Source organism: Paraburkholderia phymatum STM815 (assembly GCF_000020045.1).
In the GTDB taxonomy this organism is placed as follows: Bacteria; Pseudomonadota; Gammaproteobacteria; order Burkholderiales; family Burkholderiaceae; genus Paraburkholderia; species Paraburkholderia phymatum.
The window spans coordinates 2,600,163-2,615,795 of record NC_010623.1; the positions used below are offsets into that span (position 1 = coordinate 2,600,163).

At 65.1% G+C, this 15,633-nt stretch carries 14 protein-coding genes; 4 read left to right on the forward strand and 10 right to left on the reverse strand.

Annotation, left to right across the window (positions count from 1 at the left end; genetic code table 11):
• Positions 1-63 precede the first annotated feature (63 nt).
• Positions 64-774 carry a DUF899 domain-containing protein gene (locus BPHY_RS27275; protein WP_012404695.1) on the forward strand — a complete coding sequence of 237 codons (711 nt, stop codon included), beginning with the start codon at positions 64-66 and terminating at the stop codon, positions 772-774.
• Positions 775-794: 20 nt separating this feature from the next.
• Here BPHY_RS27275 and BPHY_RS27280 read toward each other — a convergent pair whose 3' ends face one another.
• Positions 795-1,160, reverse strand: coding sequence for a hypothetical protein (locus tag BPHY_RS27280; protein WP_012404696.1), 366 nt, complete (start codon positions 1,158-1,160; stop codon positions 795-797).
• A gap of 627 nt (positions 1,161-1,787) precedes the next feature.
• On the opposite strand from BPHY_RS27280, the gene BPHY_RS27285 reads away from it, so the two are divergent.
• The 3 genes from BPHY_RS27285 (at position 1,788) to BPHY_RS27295 (ending at position 6,257) form a co-directional block, all read left to right on the forward strand.
• The gene (locus BPHY_RS27285) at positions 1,788-4,031 is read left to right on the forward strand and encodes an NADP-dependent isocitrate dehydrogenase (RefSeq protein WP_012404697.1); all 2,244 of its coding nucleotides are present in this window, start codon (positions 1,788-1,790) and stop codon (positions 4,029-4,031) included.
• A gap of 132 nt (positions 4,032-4,163) precedes the next feature.
• On the forward strand, positions 4,164-5,384 hold the full coding sequence (locus BPHY_RS27290) for an MFS transporter (protein WP_012404698.1): 1,221 nt from the start codon (positions 4,164-4,166) through the stop codon (positions 5,382-5,384).
• A 60-nt stretch (positions 5,385-5,444) separates the two neighbouring features.
• Positions 5,445-6,257: an alpha/beta fold hydrolase gene (locus tag BPHY_RS27295; protein WP_012404699.1), complete on the forward strand. Its 813-nt coding sequence runs from the start codon at positions 5,445-5,447 to the stop codon at positions 6,255-6,257.
• A 6-nt stretch (positions 6,258-6,263) separates the two neighbouring features.
• Here the strand turns inward: BPHY_RS27295 and BPHY_RS27300 are convergent, their stop codons facing one another.
• From BPHY_RS27300 to BPHY_RS27340, 9 genes are all read right to left on the reverse strand, one after another.
• Complete coding sequence (locus tag BPHY_RS27300; protein ID WP_012404700.1) at positions 6,264-7,745, reverse strand: efflux transporter outer membrane subunit; 1,482 nt, start codon at positions 7,743-7,745, stop codon at positions 6,264-6,266.
• Positions 7,742-8,755, reverse strand: a complete 1,014-nt coding sequence (locus tag BPHY_RS27305) for an efflux RND transporter periplasmic adaptor subunit (RefSeq protein WP_012404701.1) — start codon at positions 8,753-8,755, stop codon at positions 7,742-7,744. Before BPHY_RS27305 ends, BPHY_RS27300 begins: the two co-directional genes overlap by 4 nt.
• Complete coding sequence (locus tag BPHY_RS27310; protein ID WP_012404702.1) at positions 8,752-8,961, reverse strand: DUF1656 domain-containing protein; 210 nt, start codon at positions 8,959-8,961, stop codon at positions 8,752-8,754. Before BPHY_RS27310 ends, BPHY_RS27305 begins: the two co-directional genes overlap by 4 nt.
• 34 nt (positions 8,962-8,995) lie before the next feature.
• On the reverse strand, positions 8,996-11,152 hold the full coding sequence (locus tag BPHY_RS27315) for an FUSC family protein (protein WP_012404703.1): 2,157 nt from the start codon (positions 11,150-11,152) through the stop codon (positions 8,996-8,998).
• Between the two features lie 5 nt (positions 11,153-11,157).
• Complete coding sequence (locus BPHY_RS27320; protein WP_012404704.1) at positions 11,158-11,679, reverse strand: MarR family winged helix-turn-helix transcriptional regulator; 522 nt, start codon at positions 11,677-11,679, stop codon at positions 11,158-11,160.
• 154 nt (positions 11,680-11,833) lie between these two features.
• Positions 11,834-12,415, reverse strand: a complete 582-nt coding sequence (locus BPHY_RS27325; protein WP_012404705.1) for a YdeI/OmpD-associated family protein — start codon at positions 12,413-12,415, stop codon at positions 11,834-11,836.
• Positions 12,416-12,483: 68 nt separating this feature from the next.
• The gene (locus BPHY_RS27330) at positions 12,484-13,716 is read right to left on the reverse strand and encodes an NAD(P)/FAD-dependent oxidoreductase (protein ID WP_012404706.1); all 1,233 of its coding nucleotides are present in this window, start codon (positions 13,714-13,716) and stop codon (positions 12,484-12,486) included.
• Positions 13,713-14,066: a RidA family protein gene (locus tag BPHY_RS27335; protein WP_012404707.1), complete on the reverse strand. Its 354-nt coding sequence runs from the start codon at positions 14,064-14,066 to the stop codon at positions 13,713-13,715. Before BPHY_RS27335 ends, BPHY_RS27330 begins: the two co-directional genes overlap by 4 nt.
• A gap of 18 nt (positions 14,067-14,084) precedes the next feature.
• Entirely contained in the window at positions 14,085-15,611 is a 1,527-nt protein-coding gene (locus BPHY_RS27340) for an amidase (protein WP_012404708.1), read from the reverse strand.
• Positions 15,612-15,633 lie beyond the last annotated feature (22 nt).

Below are 15,633 nucleotides of genomic sequence, written 5' to 3' on the forward strand. Positions count from 1 at the left end.
ATTTTCAACGGCTGCCCGTTGCGACGGGCAGCCTGTCTGCAGGGTTCTCACATGGAGGCCATCATGTCTACTGCATCTTCTCTCGTGCCCGCCGACGAGCTCGCGAAGCGCAACGGCAGCCACTTTCCGAACGAGAGCGTCGAGTATCGCCGCGCGCGCGACGCACTGCTCGCGGAGGAAATCGAGCTTCGACGGCATATCGAACGCGTCGCCGAGCAGCGCAGGCGGCTGCCGCCGGGGGGCGAGGTGACGGGCGACTATCGCTTCGTCGGCGAGGCGGGTTCTGTCGATTTCGCGGGGCTATTCGGCGATAAGGCGACACTCGTGATCTACAGCTTCATGTTCGGGCCGCAGCGCGAGCGGCCATGTCCGATGTGCACGTCGTTGCTGGGCGCATGGGACGGCGAGGCGCGCGACATTACGCAGCGCATCGCGCTCGCCGTGGTCGCGCGTTCGCCCATCGAGCGGCTGGTCGCGTTCAAGGAAGAACGCGGCTGGCGCGCGCTGAAGCTGTATTCGGACGTGAACGGCGTGTACAGTCGCGACTTCGGCGCGATCAATGACGACGGCGGCGACGACCCCGCGTTCCACGTCTTCACGCGCCGCGACGGCACGATCCGGCATTTCTATGCATCGGAAATGGGCTTCGCGACCGCCGATCCGGGGCAGGATCCGCGCGGCGCGCCGGATCTGATGCCGATGTGGACGATCTTCGACATGACGCCCGAAGGGCGCGATCCGCATTGGTATCCGAAGCTCGACTACGCGCGTTGAGGCGCGGGCGCGACGGCTCGCTAGTCAGCGACGCGCTTGTCGGCGAGCGCGCGTTCGCAGTCGCCGAGGACCGTCAGGACGAGGCGTGCCTGAGCGTCGAGTTCGTCGGTATCGAGAATTTCTTCGACGGCGTCGCGCGCCCAGTCGGCTTCGACAAACGACGCATGCCGCTGCGCGATATCCAGCGCGATGGCAGACAGCCTCGCGATGCACAGCCAGTCGGCCGTGCGCCCGTGCCGGTCGAGCCACTTATGCGCGGCTTCTACGTGAAAGGACGGTGAGGGCCAGGTCTCGTTCAGATACCAGGCGCCGAGGCTTCCGCACGTGAGCCAGCACAGCAGCTCCACGCGGTCGCGTTGGCTCAGAAGATGGCGTACATCACTCATGGCGACGCTCGCGAAGGTAACGGATATGACGTGAGTTCCGCGTAGCAAAGCTCGAACCCGTGTGTTTACGACAATAACACGCACGTTGTGCCATGCAGGACAGGGTTTAACCGGATGCCGGGGCTCTCGCGTGATGCCGGATGTGGGCCGGCTGACACTCGCGTCCCGCGTGACCCTCCTGCAGCAGATGCGCAGTGCAACACCGCGCGCAATGTTCACGCCGCCGTAAAATGTGGGTGCAACAGCGTAGATCGGACGTCGTTCTCCTGGCCCGCGCAGTGGCGAGCCGACTCTGCGGGTTTGTCGCGCGTCGGCTTCGGCGGAGTGATCTTCCCGCCATACGAGGCGCAATGTCCCCGTGCGTCCGTTTTCTCGCCATCTGTGCGTAGAAGGAATGAAACGGAATAATTGTGCCGGCTCCGAACCCTGAAAATGCAAGAAAGTGCCGTTCGCGCGATCAAGGTCCCAGCAAAACACGGGAAATCGTGCATTTTTTTGCGTTGACGCTCATTCAATCGGCCCGATTCAAACCGTCAAAATCCAAAATAAGGCAAAATTCGGGGCATTCGCGTCGGCCGTGGCGTCGCCGGCGGCATTTCCCAACCTTTCTCGACCAAGAGCAAAGCGATGAGTAACAAGCAACCTACGATCATCTACACCCTGACCGACGAAGCCCCGCTGCTCGCGACGAGTGCCTTTCTGCCGATCATCCGTACGTTTACCTCTCCGGCTGGCGTCAATGTCGAGACCAGCGACATTTCGGTGGCAAGCCGTATCCTCGGCGAATTCCCGGAATTTCTGACGGAAGAGCAGCGCGTGCCGGACAACCTGGCCGAGCTCGGCCGCCTCACGCAAGACCCGGACACGAACATCATCAAGCTGCCGAACATTTCGGCGTCGGTGTTCCAGCTGGTCAGCGCGATCAAGGAACTGCAGTCGAAGGGCTTCAAGGTGCCGGACTATCCGGAAGACCCGAAGAACGAGGAAGAAAAGGCGATCCAGAAGCGTTACTCGAAGTGCCTCGGCTCGGCCGTGAACCCGGTTCTGCGCGAAGGCAACTCGGACCGCCGTGCGCCCGCCGCCGTGAAGAACTACGCGAAGAAGCATCCGCATAGCATGGCCGAGTGGAGCATGGCGTCGCGCACCCACGTTGCGCACATGAAGCATGGCGACTTCTACCACGGCGAAAAGTCGATCACCAACGACAAGGCACGTGAAGTTCGCATGGAACTCGTCACGAAGCGCGGCGAGACGATCGTGCTGAAGCCGAAGGTTTCGCTGCAGGAAGGCGAGATCGTCGACAGCATGTTCATGAGCAAGAAGGCGCTGGTCGAATTCTACGAAGACCAGATGGAAGACGCGCACAAGACGGGCGTGATGCTGTCTCTGCACGTGAAGGCGACGATGATGAAGGTCTCGCACCCGATCGTCTTCGGTCATGCCGTCAAGGTGTTCTACAAGGACGCATTCGCGAAGCACCAGAAGCTGTTCGACGAACTCGGCGTGAACGTCAACAACGGCCTCGTCGACCTGTACACGAAGATCGAGGCGCTGCCGGAATCGCAGCGCGAAGAGGTGATCCGCGACATGCACGCATGCCACGAGCATCGACCGGCGCTGGCGATGGTCGATTCGGCGAAGGGCATCTCGAACCTGCATGCACCGAACGATGTGATCGTCGACGCGTCGATGCCCGCGATGATCCGCGCAGGCGGCAAGATGTGGGGCGCCGACGGCCGTCCCGCCGACACGAAGTGCCTGATTCCCGAAAGCACGTTCGCGCGCATCTACCAGGAAATCATCAACTTCTGCAAGACCAACGGCGCATTCGATCCGCGCACGATGGGCACGGTGCCGAACGTCGGCCTGATGGCGCAGAAGGCGGAAGAGTACGGCTCGCACGACAAGACGTTCGAGATCAAGGAAGACGGCGAAGCACGCATCGTCGACAACGCGACGGGTGAAGTGCTGACGGCGCTCACGCAGCCGGTCGAGCAGGGCGACATCTGGCGCATGTGCCTCGTGAAGGACGCACCGATCCGCGACTGGGTCAAGCTTGCTGTCACGCGCGCGCGCAACTCGGGCACGCCCGCCGTCTTCTGGCTCGACCCGTACCGTCCGCATGAAAACGAACTGATCAAGAAGGTGCAGACGTACCTGAAGGATCACGACACGAACGGCCTCGACATCCAGATCATGTCGCAGGTTCGCGCAATGCGTTACACGCTGGAGCGTGTGATCCGCGGTCTGGACACCATCTCGGTGACGGGCAACATCCTGCGCGACTACCTGACCGACCTGTTCCCGATCATGGAACTGGGCACGTCGGCGAAGATGCTGTCGATCGTACCGCTGATGGCGGGCGGCGGCATGTACGAGACGGGTGCGGGCGGTTCGGCACCGAAGCACGTCAAGCAGCTGGTCGAAGAAAACCACCTGCGCTGGGATTCGCTGGGCGAGTTCCTCGCGCTGGCCGTGTCGCTGGAAGAGCTGGGCATCAAGACGGGCAACAACAAGGCGAAGGTGCTGGCGAAGACGCTCGACGCTGCGACGGGCAAGCTGCTCGACAACAACAGGAGCCCTTCGCCGAAGACGGGTGCGCTCGACAATCGCGGCAGCCAGTTCTACCTCGCCATGTACTGGGCGCAGGAACTGGCCGCGCAGACGGACGACGCGGAACTCGCCGCGAAGTTCGGCCCGCTCGCCAAGGTATTGACTGACAACGAAGCGACGATCGTTGGCGAACTGACGGACGTGCAGGGCAAGGAAGTCGACATCGGCGGTTATTACAAGCCGGACTTCGCGAAGCTCGAAGCGGTGATGCGTCCGAGCAAGACGCTCAACGCCGCGCTGGCTGCCGTGACGGCGTAAGCCGCCGCGCTGTCGTGCTGTAAGCGAAGCCCGCGCATTTCGATGCGCGGGCTTTTTTCATGGACCGCCGCTCAACGCGTGCTTATCGCCTGTTCAACGCGTGTCCGGCGCATCACCTCCATCGGCCACTGCATGCGCGCTCACCGTCACGCGTTCTTCGCATCGCTGTTCTTCTCGCGGCTCGCGGACCAGATCCTGCTTTTTCTCGTGCCGCTCGTCGTGTTTCAGACCACGCAACAGGCGACGTGGTCTGGCATCGCGTTCTTCATCGAGGCGTTCCCGCGCTATCTCGTGTTTCCCGTGTGCGGCGCGCTATGCGACCGCATATCGCCCGTCAAGGTGCTGCGCGCGAGCCAGCGTTGTCGCGCGATCGCGTGTGTGGCGGGCATCGCGGGCTTTTCGATCGTCGGCGGGATCGGCTGGCTGATTGCGCTATCGGCCGTATGCGGCGCATTGACCAGCCAGGGGCTCGTCGCGCGCGAGGTGCTGCTGCCGCAGGTGTTCAGCTCCGAGCGCTTCGAGAAGGTGCTGTCGTATGCGCAGATCGCCGATCAGATGGGCGTCGTGCTCGGCCCGATACTCGCGGGTGTGCTGCTCGGCTGGTGGCGCTGGGAATACGTGGTGGGCATCGCGGCCTTGCTGTTCTTCGCCGCCGATGGCGCGACGCTGCTCTGGGAGCACGTCAGCGCGTTCGAATGGCGCGCGCATCAGCATGTCGCCGCGGTCGAATGGCTCGCGCCCGTAAAAACGGCGCTCGCGCATGTCGTGCGTCTGCCCGGTTTGGGAAGACTCGTCGCGCTCGCCGCCGCCGAAAATCTCGTGATCGGCGCGACGCTCGCGACATCTGCCGCGATGGTGACGGGTCTGCATCGCCGGCCGGATGCGTTCTATACCTTCGTGCAGACGGCGGGCGCCGTCGCGACGATCGCGATTCTGCTGCTGATCGCACGCGTACGGATACCGCGCAAGGCGTTGGGACGGGTGTCGTTTCTCGCGATCTTCGCGGGCGGCCTGCTCGCGGGCCTGAGTCCTTCCGTGTGGGGTTACGTCGCTGGTTTTCTGCTGATCGTCGGATTCGACAAGATGTTCAGCATCTATATCCGCAGCGTGCGGCAAGCGATCATTCCCGCAAAGGACTACGGCAAGACGCTCGGCGTCGTGATCATGCTCAACAACCTGACGCAGCCGCTGGCGGGCTTGCTGGTCGGCATGTTCGCGGGCAATGGACGGATGAGCGAGGTAGTCGTCGGAATTTCGCTCGGCATGGGGGCGCTGGGGGCGGTCGTCGTGCTCGCGGGTCGCGGCGCGGGACGGCGCCGCGCTGCAGCCCACGGGCAAACGCGTGCAGAGTGAGCGGGCGAATGGGCGCGCGATGTCACAATGACGCGTTCGCTTTTTCCCGGAGCCATCGGCATGCAAACGGACGACGAGTTGAAACATTTCGAATCTCACGGCGCCGCGCCGCTGCCTGAGGCGCTGGAAGAAGGCTTCGTGGATCACGCGGGCGCGCGCATTGCGTGGTCGACCTACGGCAGCGGGCAGCCGTTGGTGCTGCTGCACGGCGGCCTCGGGCATCGCGGCAACTGGGGGTATCAGGTGCCGGCGCTCGTCGGGGCGGGCTATCGCGTGATCCTGATCGACAGCCGCGGACACGGCAGCAGCACGCGCGATGCGCAACCGTACAGCTACGAGCTGATGGCGTCCGATGTGCTTGCCGTGCTCGATGCGCTGCACGTGCAACGGGCTGCGTTCATCGGCTGGAGCGACGGCGCATGCACCGCGTTGATTCTCGGCCGGCATGCACGGGAGCGCGTCGCAGGTGTGTTCTTCTTCGCATGCAACATGGACCCGGGCGGCGCGAAGGAATTCGTGCCGACGCCCGTGATCGACCGATGCTTCAGCCGGCATCGCGCGGACTATCGCGCTTTGTCCGCCACACCGGATGACTTCGACGCTTTCGTCGCCGCTGTCAGCGAGATGCAGCGCACGCAGCCGGATTACTCGAAAGAAGATCTTGCGCAGACGGGCGTGCGGGTCACCGTGGCGATCGGCGAACACGACGAGTTCATCCGCCAGGAGCACGCTGCGTATCTGGCGCAAAGCATGCCCGACGCCGAACTGATCGTGCTGCCCAACGTCAGCCATTTTGCGCCGCTGCAAAGGCCGGCACTGTTCAACGGCGTGATCGCGCGGTTCGCGGGAACCGCCTTCGGATCGACGAACTGAGCTCGCTTATTCCGTCTTCGATCCGACCTTGCCGTCCGCGTTCGGCTTGTCCTCTTCCCAGCCGCCACCGAGCGCGAGGAACAGGTTCACCTGATCGAGCGCGACCTGGCCTTCGGCCGCCGACACCTGCGCGGCGACGCTCGTGAGCGTGCGCGTCGCATCGAGGTCGGAGAGGAACGACTCGCGTCCCGCCGCATACAGACGGTGTGTTTCATCCGCTGACTGGATCGCCGACTTGTACGCGGTGCGCAACGCATCGGCGCGCGTCGTATCCGATGCGTAAGTGGACAGGCTCGTCTGCGTTTCGCGCAGCGCATTCAGCACGACGCCGTCGAAATGCGCGAGCGCACCGCTCGTCGCCGCCTCCGCTTCGTGGACGCGCGCGCGCTGACCGTTGATCGGGAAAGTCCAGCTGATGAGCGGACCGAACGCCCAGCGGTTCGTCGCCGGACCGAACAGATCTTCGGCGACGCCGATGGAGCCCGCCGATGCGCCGATGCTGACGGACGGATATAGCGCCGCCGTCGCGACGCCGATGCGTGCCGTCGATGCCGCCAGCAGCCGCTCGGCCTGGCGCACGTCGGGCCGGCGCCTGAGCAGCGCGGCGCCGTCGCCGACGGGGATCGGCTGCTTCAGTTGCGGCAGCTTGCTGCAGGCGAGGGCGGCAGGCGGCAGCGCGGACGGCGCACGTGCGAGCAGCATCGCGAGCCGGTATTGCGCGGCGCGGCGCCGCGCGACGAAGCGCGGGATGTCGGCGGCGAGCGTGTCGGCCTGGGTCTGGCCGCGCGTCACGTCGGGCTGGTTGCCGCGACCCGCATCGCGCAGCCGTTGCGTGAGCTTGACCCGTTGCTTCTGCAACGACAGCGATTGCTGCGCGATCTCGAGTTCTTGCGACGCCGAGCACGACTCGACATAGGCGCGCACGACATCCGCGACCACGGTGATGCGCGCGAGATCGAGCGCGGCTTCAATGGCTTCGTCGTCGGCTTTCGCAGCCTCGACGCCGCGCCGCAGCTTGCCGAACAGATCGATTTCGTACGACACGCTCAGGTCGAGTGCGCCTTCATTGATGACGGGCAGCTTCTCCGTCAGCAGATACTGCTCGGCCGACTCCTGCGCGCGCTGGAAGGCCGCCGACGTCTTGCCGGAGAAGCCGCCCTGTTCGTTCGCGAAGTCGAGTTGCGCGCGCGAGCGTGCGAGATTCGACGCGGCGACGCGCAGATCGGTATTCGACGACAGCGCTTGCGTCACCAGCTGATCGAGCACGGGATCGTCGTACAGACGCCACCACTTCGACGGCACGGCCTGCTGCGTGACGGGCGCCTTGTCCGCACCGTCGATCGTCGTGTTCGCATACGGCGCGTTGACGGCGGCGTTGTCGGGCAACGTGTAGTTCGGGCCGACGGTCGTACAGGCGTTCAACGCGAACATGATGGGCAGCCATGCCCAGCCAGTGCGCACGGTGTTCAGTGCAGGGATGCGTTTCATTGCGATGCGCCCGATGCGGGATGCGTGGCGCTCGACGGCGCCGTCCCGACGATCGACGCGCCCACGACGGAAGCACCCGCAGCCGACGCAGGCGCAGAGGCGGCAGCCGCATCCGAAGCCGCCGCGCGCCGCCCCTTCGTCGGCTCGATGCCGCGCACCGACACCGTCGCAGTGCGGCCCGCGATCATGCGGAAGTCGGCGGGAATCTCGTCGAGCGCGACGCGTACGGGAATGCGCTGAGCGAGGCGCACCCAGCTGAACGCCGGGTTCACGTTCGGCAGAAGGTTCGGGCTTTGCTGACGGTCGCGGTCCTCGATCGCGGCGACGATGCTCTGCACATGGCCGCGCAGCGTGTTCGGCTCGCCCATCACCTTGATGTCGACCTGCTGGCCGATGTCGATGCCATGCAGCTTGGTTTCCTCGAAGTAGCCGTCCACGCGGAACGAATGCATGTCGACCACCGACAGCACCGCGCGGCCCGCCGACACGAATTCGCCGGCGCGCGGCGCGCGGTCGTTCAGATAGCCGTCGACGGGACTGACGATCACCGTGCGCTGCAGGTTCAGACGGGCGGTGTCGATCGCGACTTCGGCGTCGGAGAGCGCGGCGGCAGCCTGTTCGACGCGCGAGTGCGTTTCTTCCACCGCTTCACGCGCGACGAGATTGCCGAGCGTGCGGTTGCGGGCGTCTTCGCGGCGCGCCTGATCGAGCGTTGCGCGGCGCTGCTGCGCGGTGGCCTGCGCGTTACGCAGCGCGAGTGTATAGCGGGCCTGATCGATGACGAACAGCACGTCGCCGCGCTTGACCTGCTGGTTGTCGACGACCTTTACTTCGGTGATGAGACCCGACACGTCGGGTGCAACCTGGATCACGTCGGCGCGCACGTGGCCGTCGCGCGTCCACGGCGCGAACATGTAGTAGTCGACGAGCTTCCACAACACGGCCGCTGCGATCACGACGACGATCAGGGTGAGCAGGATCTGCCCGATTGAGAACCAGGTTTTTTTCACGTTATGAACCGGTGCGAAACGATGACGACAAGCCCCAGCACGAGAACATAAATGCCGAGGTCGAAAATGGAGCGGTGCCACACGAGGCGATAGAAGCCCACGCGCGCGAGCACCGTGCGGATCGCCAGATTGAGCAAATAGGCGATGAACATCAGCACCAGTACGGCGGGCACGAATACGCCGAGAACGTCGATTTCGCCGATCATGCGCGTCGCCGGAATGAAGGAGTGGGGTTTCGCATCACGCTGCCGTCTCCGGTTCGGGCGGCACATGGCTGCCGGGTGCAGGATGCGGCGGGAACAGCGACAGGCGCATGCCGACCAGCGCGTTGAGCGTGTCGCGCAACCAGCGCTCGCTGTAAGGCGCCGCGGGGGCGAGGGCCTGTTCCACCCGCCTTTGCGCGGGTTGTTCCGGCTGCTGCTGCGAGCCGGGCTGTCCCTGCGCGATGCTGTGCGTCGCCACGCGCGCGACGGCGGCATCGATCGCTTCGATCAGCGTGGCGGGCACCGGCCGCCGTGAGCGGTGCGCGAGGCATTGCTCGAAATACTGCCGCACGCCGACCAGCACGTCATCGATGGCGGCTTGCAGGTCGCCCGTCAGCTTTCGGCGCGTACGGCGCAGATCCAGCGCATTGAGTGCGACGCGGAAGTCGCGGAAGCTTTCGATCGAAGGATGGCGGTGCGAATCGCTCGCGGCATGGCGCGGCAGCAGCTGCATCAGCCGGTCGAGCATGCGCGAGTACAGATTGCGCTGGTCTTCGATCGCGGCCGTCGAGGCGCTCACCACGACATCGGCCCATGCGGAACGCGTGAGCCGCTCGGCGGCCAGCTCCGCGCCGAACGGACGCGTGGCGCGCGTCCAGACAAAAGCGAACAGCAAGCCCGCGACACCCGCCAGATTGCTGTTGAGAAACACGAAGAAGTCGGCTTCGTAGGCGCTCTGGATGCTGATGAAGGTTGCTGTGTTGACGGCAGTGAGCAGCGTCACGAGCGTGAATTGCGGGCGCGGAATGAGCGTGCCGATGATCAGGAACGGTCCGGCGAAAATCACGACCAGCATCGCGAAATCGTGCACCAGCGGCAACACGACGAACACGTAAACCCCGGCCAGCACGACGCTCGCGCAGGTCGCGAGGAAGAACTTGAAGACAGCGGGCGCTGGTTCGTCGAGCGCGGCGAAGAAGCAGATCGACACGGCCGCGAGCGCCACGGCCGACGCGCCGTCGTTCCAGCCCGACGTAATCCACAATCCGGATGCGACGACAATCGCGCAGACGGCCGACGCCGTCGAGAACAACATCATGCCGTAGTCGAAATAGCGCTCGGTGCCGCCCAGCCGCCAGTGGCGAAAGTGCGGCCGCCACAAGACCGTTTCGTGGACGATGGCTGCGCGCAGGCAGCGGATGTCGCGCCACACGTCGATCACCTGTCCCAGGCGCCACAGCGCGTTCGACAGCAGCGCGCCTTCCCAGCTCGCGAGCGCCTGCGCCGACGGCTTCAACATGTCGACGCGGCCGCGCAGCGCTTGCGCTTCATGGTCGGGCTCGTCGGCGTGCTTCGCGTCGAGTGTCGGCGCCTTGATCCACCTGGCGACGTCGGCCAGCAGCGTCTCGAGTTCGGGCGGATGCCCGCCGCGCTCGCGGACCAGCTCGATCAGCGGATCGGCCATCGACGAGATCAGCGGCAGGAAAATCTGCATGCGGCCTTGCAATGCGCGCGCGCGGCGCACGATGTCGGGACGCGTGTGGTCGTAGGTCAGCTGGCTCAGCAGGAATTCAAGACCGTTGACGGTGGCCGCGAGCCGCTGGCGCGAGGCCGAGATCGACGCGCCCGCGATATGCCCAGACAGCGTTTCGCTCGCGTAGAACGCGGCGTCGCGAAACCAGGCGTCGGTGCGCTCGATCACGGTCGGCGCAAGGCGGAGCGGAAACACCACACTGCCGACGATGCTCGCGACGACGATGCCCAGCGTAATCTCTTCCGTGCGCGCGATGGCGAGATCGAACACGGTGGTGGGATTGGTGACGGCGGGCAGCGCGATCAGCGGCAGCGTGTAGCCCGCGAGCAGGAACACATAGCTGCGCGCGGTGCGGTCGTTGAGCGACAGATACAGCAGCGTGCCCGTCCACGACGCCACGATCACGCTGAACAGGAATGGCGACTCGACGAACGGCGGCACGATCAACACGGCGCCCGACGCGCCGAGCACAGTGCCGAGCGCGCGGTACAGCGCCTTCGAGCGCGTCGCGCCGACGAACGGATTCGAGACGATATAGACGGTCGCCATCGCCCAGTAAGGGCGGGGCAGTTCGAGCGCAAGGCCGATATACAGCGCAATCATCGCCGCCGCGAACGTCTTGGCGGAAAACAGCCAGTCGCGGACTGAGGGATAAACCATGACGCTTATGCCTTGCCGGTTGTGCGTGGCTTGCCGCCGGACGGGACGGGGGCGGCTGGCTCGCCGGATGTGTCGCTGTCGGCCATGACTGTAGCATCGAGCGACGCATTGAAGGCATTGAGCACCCGCAGCGTCGTCTCCAGGTCTTCGCGGCTCACGCCCTTGAGCACGCGGGCTCGCAGTTCCATCAGCCGTTCTTCCATTCGCGCGGTGACGGCGCGGCCTTCGTCGGTGAGGGAAATGGTCTTCGCGCGCCTGTCGTCGGGGTCCTCGTCGCGGCGCACGAGACCCGCCGCGCACAACTGATCGAGCAGCCGAACCAGCGACGGGCCTTCGATGCCCACATGTTCCGCCAGCGTCACCTGACGCACCGCCTCGCCGAGCCGGTTGGCCATGAGCAGCGGCCCCGCACACGCCTCCGACACGTTGTAGGCAGACAACACGCTATGGCTCGTGCGGCGCCAGCGGCGCGCGGCGACGACCAGCGTGCTGCTGACTGATCGGCGCAATAGGTGGAGATTGATCATGGGCCGCGATTGTATGTCGATTTTTATTCGTTAGCATCCTATCGACCCACATTTTTTAAGGAAATGCTACAAAGTTCGCTAACGGTGTGCTTCGGCTGCGCCGCGCGGCGCCCAGTTGTCGCCCGGTCGTCGCCCAGTCGTCGCTCAGTTGCGGTCATTTGTCATTTAAGCCCTTGCCGTCGAGAATCAGCGGCGTGCACGTGTCGATCCGCGCTTCGCGGGTTTTCGATTGCTTCGCCGACGAAAAATGCAGCAGATACGCGCGTTGACGGCCGGGCGTCAACGCTTCGAAAGCCTTTTTCAAGCCCGGCTGTTTATCCAGCCGGGACTGGAATTCTTCGGCAACTTCGAAGTCGGCGGTGGTTTTGCGCTGCACTTTCAAGCCGGCCTGTTCGACTTCGATGGCCTGGCGAAGATAGGCTTTCAGCGTCGTCTTGAGCTTGACGATCTCCTGAAGGCTGGCGAAGCGGATCTGACGTGCAGACTGCACGTTTTCCGTCTGTTGGACGAGCAGGCCTTTGGGATCCTTCATCAACGCGCCTTTGACGAACAGCAGCGCGCAATAGTGTTTGAAGCCGTGAATGATCACGACGTTGGCGCCGTCCACCGTGTAGCAGGGCACGCCCCACTTCAGTTCTTCCGTGAGCGGGGCGTCCAGCGCGATCGCTCTGAGCGTCTCCATTTCTTTGCGCCACTTGTCGAGTTTGCTGATATAGGCGTCGACCTTCGGATTCATTCTTGTCGTTCCCGCAAGGAATAGGGCGAACTTATGGTACAGCCCGACACATCATGCGGCAAACGAGGCTAGAACCGGTCGCTGCGGAAAGGATGCGGATCGGCGATCGTCGGTGCGCCCGTCATCATCTCGGCAAGCAGCCGTCCCGTCACGGGCCCGAGCGTCAGGCCATGATGCGCATGGCCGAACGCGAACCACAGATCCTTGTGACGCTTCGCCGGGCCGATGATGGGCATCATGTCCGGCGTGCAGGGCCGCCTGCCGAGCCACGGACGCTCGTCGAGCCGCGCGCCGAGGGGGAACGTATCGCGCGCGATCGGTTCGACCGCATCGAGTTGCACGGGCGTGGCGGGCGCATCGCACGCAGCGAGTTCCGCGCCTGTCGTCAGGCGGATGCCGCGCGCCATCGGCGTGATCATGTAGCCGATCTCGGTGTCGAGCACCGGCTGGTTCAGTTGCGCGCCGTCGATGGCCGCGTAATGCATGTGATAGCCGCGCTTGACGGCGAGGGGCAGCCGGTAGCCGAAGCGCGCACTGACGGTATCCGACCACGGGCCGAGCGAGATGACGGCGGACGGCGCATCGATGCGGCCCGCGTCGGTCTCGACGCTCCAGTGAGGCTCGAGCGTCGTCGCATCCCCTATGAAGATGCGGCCGCCCCGCTGCTCGAAGTAGCGCGCGTAGGCCATGACGAGCGCATTGGGATCGCTGACAGAATCGGCGTCCGTGTAGCGCAGCGCGCCGAGCAGCGCGTGACTCAACGAGGGCTCGGCGCGCCGCAGCTGCGCTGCATCGAGCGCTTCGAACGCGACGCCGTATTCCGCGTTCCAGCGCTGCGCGTTGCGCACTTCCGCGTCCTGCTTGTGCGCGCTGCGGAACACTTTCAGCCAGCCGCCCTCGCGCAGCAGCGCGTGCGCGCCCGATGCTTCGATCAGCGCGCGATGCTCATCGACGCAGTGTTCGATCAGTGTCGAGTACGAACGCGCGATGGCCGCGTGACGGTCTGCGCGCGAGTAATGCCAATACCGGTACAGGAACGGCAGCAGCCGGGGCATCGCGTCGACGTGGTAACGGACATCGAGCGAGCGGTTGCGCGCATAGCGCAGCAGCGTGCGCGCATCGCGCGGGAACGCGTAGGGATACACGCCTTCGCGCTGGATCAGCCCCGCGTTGCCGAACGACGTCTCGCTGCCGGGCGCTTTGCGGTCGACGAGCGCGACGGACAGCCCGCGCTGTTGCAGATGCACGGCGACCGACACGCCTACCATGCCCGCGCCGAGTACGACGGTATCGAACTTCATGCAAGCGCCGTCACGGCGATTTCGACGTCGAGACCCGGCTTCATCAGTAATGCCTGCACGCAGGCGCGCGTCGGCGCATGGCCCGACGGCACCCAGGCGTCCCACACCGCATTGAATTCGTCGAAGTGTTTCGGATCGCTGAGCCACACATTCGCGGTGAGCACGCGCGTCTTGTCGATCTTCGCCGATGCGAGCAGCGTGTCGATACGGTTCAGGATTTCCGTCGCCTGTACGGCGATCGGCGCGCTCGGCGTGTCGGGCACTTGTCCCGACAGATAGACGACGCCGTTGGCGATGACCACCTGGCTCATGCGGGCGTTGGTTTGCAGTCGCTGGATATCGTTGGACATGATTGGGCTCTCAGTGATTTAAACGGACGACAGGCCGGCTTGTGCTTCGCCCGTCGCGTCGAAAATGGGCGGCGCGGTGACGATGGATTTCAACGCCGGATTCGCCTGCGTGAGCCGCGACAGATCCGGCCGCGGCCGGCGCAGCGCGGGGTCTCTGTCGAATGCCTTTTCCATCGCGCGCGCGACCGCCAGCGTTTTCAGGTCGCCATGAAACGGCCCGACGATCTGCAAGCCGAACGGCATGCCCGCGCGATCCACGCCGCATGGCAGCGACAGCGCCGGGTGCGTCGTGAGCGTGACCACATAAGTCAGCGCGAGCCATCGATAGTAGTTCTCCTGCGCGCGGCCGTCGATCTGCGCGGCGTACAGCTCGCGCCAAGGAAACGGGGAGACGGGCGTGGTGGGCGAGAGAATTACGTCGCAGCGCTCGAACGCGGACTGAAAGCGCCGGAAAATGCGCGTCTGTTCGGCCTGCGCCCACGCGCTGTCGGCGAGTGTCATTGCCGCGCCCATTTCGTAGTTCGCACGCGTGTTCGGGCCGAGCGCGCCAGGGTCGCGCGCGTACGCGTCGCACAACCCCGCGACGAAACTCTCCGCCCGAATCACGTCGAAGCAGCGGTGGGCGTCGCCGAGATCGAACGCGACGGGCTCGCAGGTGTGCACGAGCGGCGCGAGCGCGGCCATGCGCGCGCGAAAGAGGGCGCGAATGTCGTCGTCGACGTCGCAGCAGCCGAAGTCCTCCGTATAGCCGACGCGCAACGTCGAAAGATCGAACGCGGGCAGCGTCGCGAAGCCGGGCGCGTCGACGTCGTAGCTGAGCGGATCGCGCGTCGACAGGCCTGCCGTCGCCGCCAGCTGCAAGGCGGTTTCGTCGACGTCGCGGCCCATCGGACCGACCACGGAGATCGGTGTCCAGCCGAGCAGCCGGCGCGAATTCGGTACGAGTCCCGGCGACGGCCTGAAGCCGACCACGCCGCATTTCGATGCGGGAATCCGCAGCGAACCGCCTGTATCCGAGCCGGTGCAGACGGGCAGCATGTCGCAAGCGAGCGCGGCCGCCGAGCCGCCTGAGGAGCCGCCCGCGTTCAGTTCCGGATCGAACGGATCGCCCGTTGCGCCCCACACCGGGTTGCGCGTGTTCGCGCCCGCGCCGAGTTCGGGCACATTGGTCTTGCCGACGAGAATCGCGCCCGCCGCGCGCAGCCGCTCGACCAGCACGACATCGCGCGACGGCACGTGACCGCGCGACATCGGCGAGCCGTAAGTCGTGAGCAGGCCCGCCGTGTCCTCGAGATCTTTCACGCCGAGCGGCAGACCGTGCAGCAAGCCGAGCGGCTCGCCGTCGAGCACCTTGCGCTCGGCTGCTTTCGCGGCCTTCCGTGCGGCGTCATAACAAGTGGCCGTGATCGCGTTCACAGCGGGGTTGGCGGCTTCGATCCGCTCGATGCAGGCGTCGAGCAGTTCGACGGGCGAAATCTCTTTGGCGCCGATCATCCGTCGCAATTCGACGGCGTTGCGGCTGACGAGATCGTCGTGATCAGACATGGCTATCCTCCCTGGGGAATTC

Bases quoted from the DNA above. Each gene is read 5' to 3' on its own strand.
- BPHY_RS27275 (WP_012404695.1), top strand. From the start codon at position 64: ATGTCTACTGCATCTTCTCTCGTGCCCGCCGACGAGCTCGCGAAGCGC.
- BPHY_RS27280 (WP_012404696.1), bottom strand. From the start codon at position 1,160: ATGAGTGATGTACGCCATCTTCTGAGCCAACGCGACCGCGTGGAGCTG.
- BPHY_RS27285 (WP_012404697.1), top strand. From the start codon at position 1,788: ATGAGTAACAAGCAACCTACGATCATCTACACCCTGACCGACGAAGCC.
- BPHY_RS27290 (WP_012404698.1), top strand. From the start codon at position 4,164: ATGCGCGCTCACCGTCACGCGTTCTTCGCATCGCTGTTCTTCTCGCGG.
- BPHY_RS27295 (WP_012404699.1), top strand. From the start codon at position 5,445: ATGCAAACGGACGACGAGTTGAAACATTTCGAATCTCACGGCGCCGCG.
- BPHY_RS27300 (WP_012404700.1), bottom strand. From the start codon at position 7,745: ATGAAACGCATCCCTGCACTGAACACCGTGCGCACTGGCTGGGCATGG.
- BPHY_RS27310 (WP_012404702.1), bottom strand. From the start codon at position 8,961: ATGATCGGCGAAATCGACGTTCTCGGCGTATTCGTGCCCGCCGTACTG.
- BPHY_RS27315 (WP_012404703.1), bottom strand. From the start codon at position 11,152: ATGGTTTATCCCTCAGTCCGCGACTGGCTGTTTTCCGCCAAGACGTTC.
- BPHY_RS27320 (WP_012404704.1), bottom strand. From the start codon at position 11,679: ATGATCAATCTCCACCTATTGCGCCGATCAGTCAGCAGCACGCTGGTC.
- BPHY_RS27325 (WP_012404705.1), bottom strand. From the start codon at position 12,415: ATGAATCCGAAGGTCGACGCCTATATCAGCAAACTCGACAAGTGGCGC.
- BPHY_RS27330 (WP_012404706.1), bottom strand. From the start codon at position 13,716: ATGAAGTTCGATACCGTCGTACTCGGCGCGGGCATGGTAGGCGTGTCG.
- BPHY_RS27335 (WP_012404707.1), bottom strand. From the start codon at position 14,066: ATGTCCAACGATATCCAGCGACTGCAAACCAACGCCCGCATGAGCCAG.
- BPHY_RS27340 (WP_012404708.1), bottom strand. From the start codon at position 15,611: ATGTCTGATCACGACGATCTCGTCAGCCGCAACGCCGTCGAATTGCGA.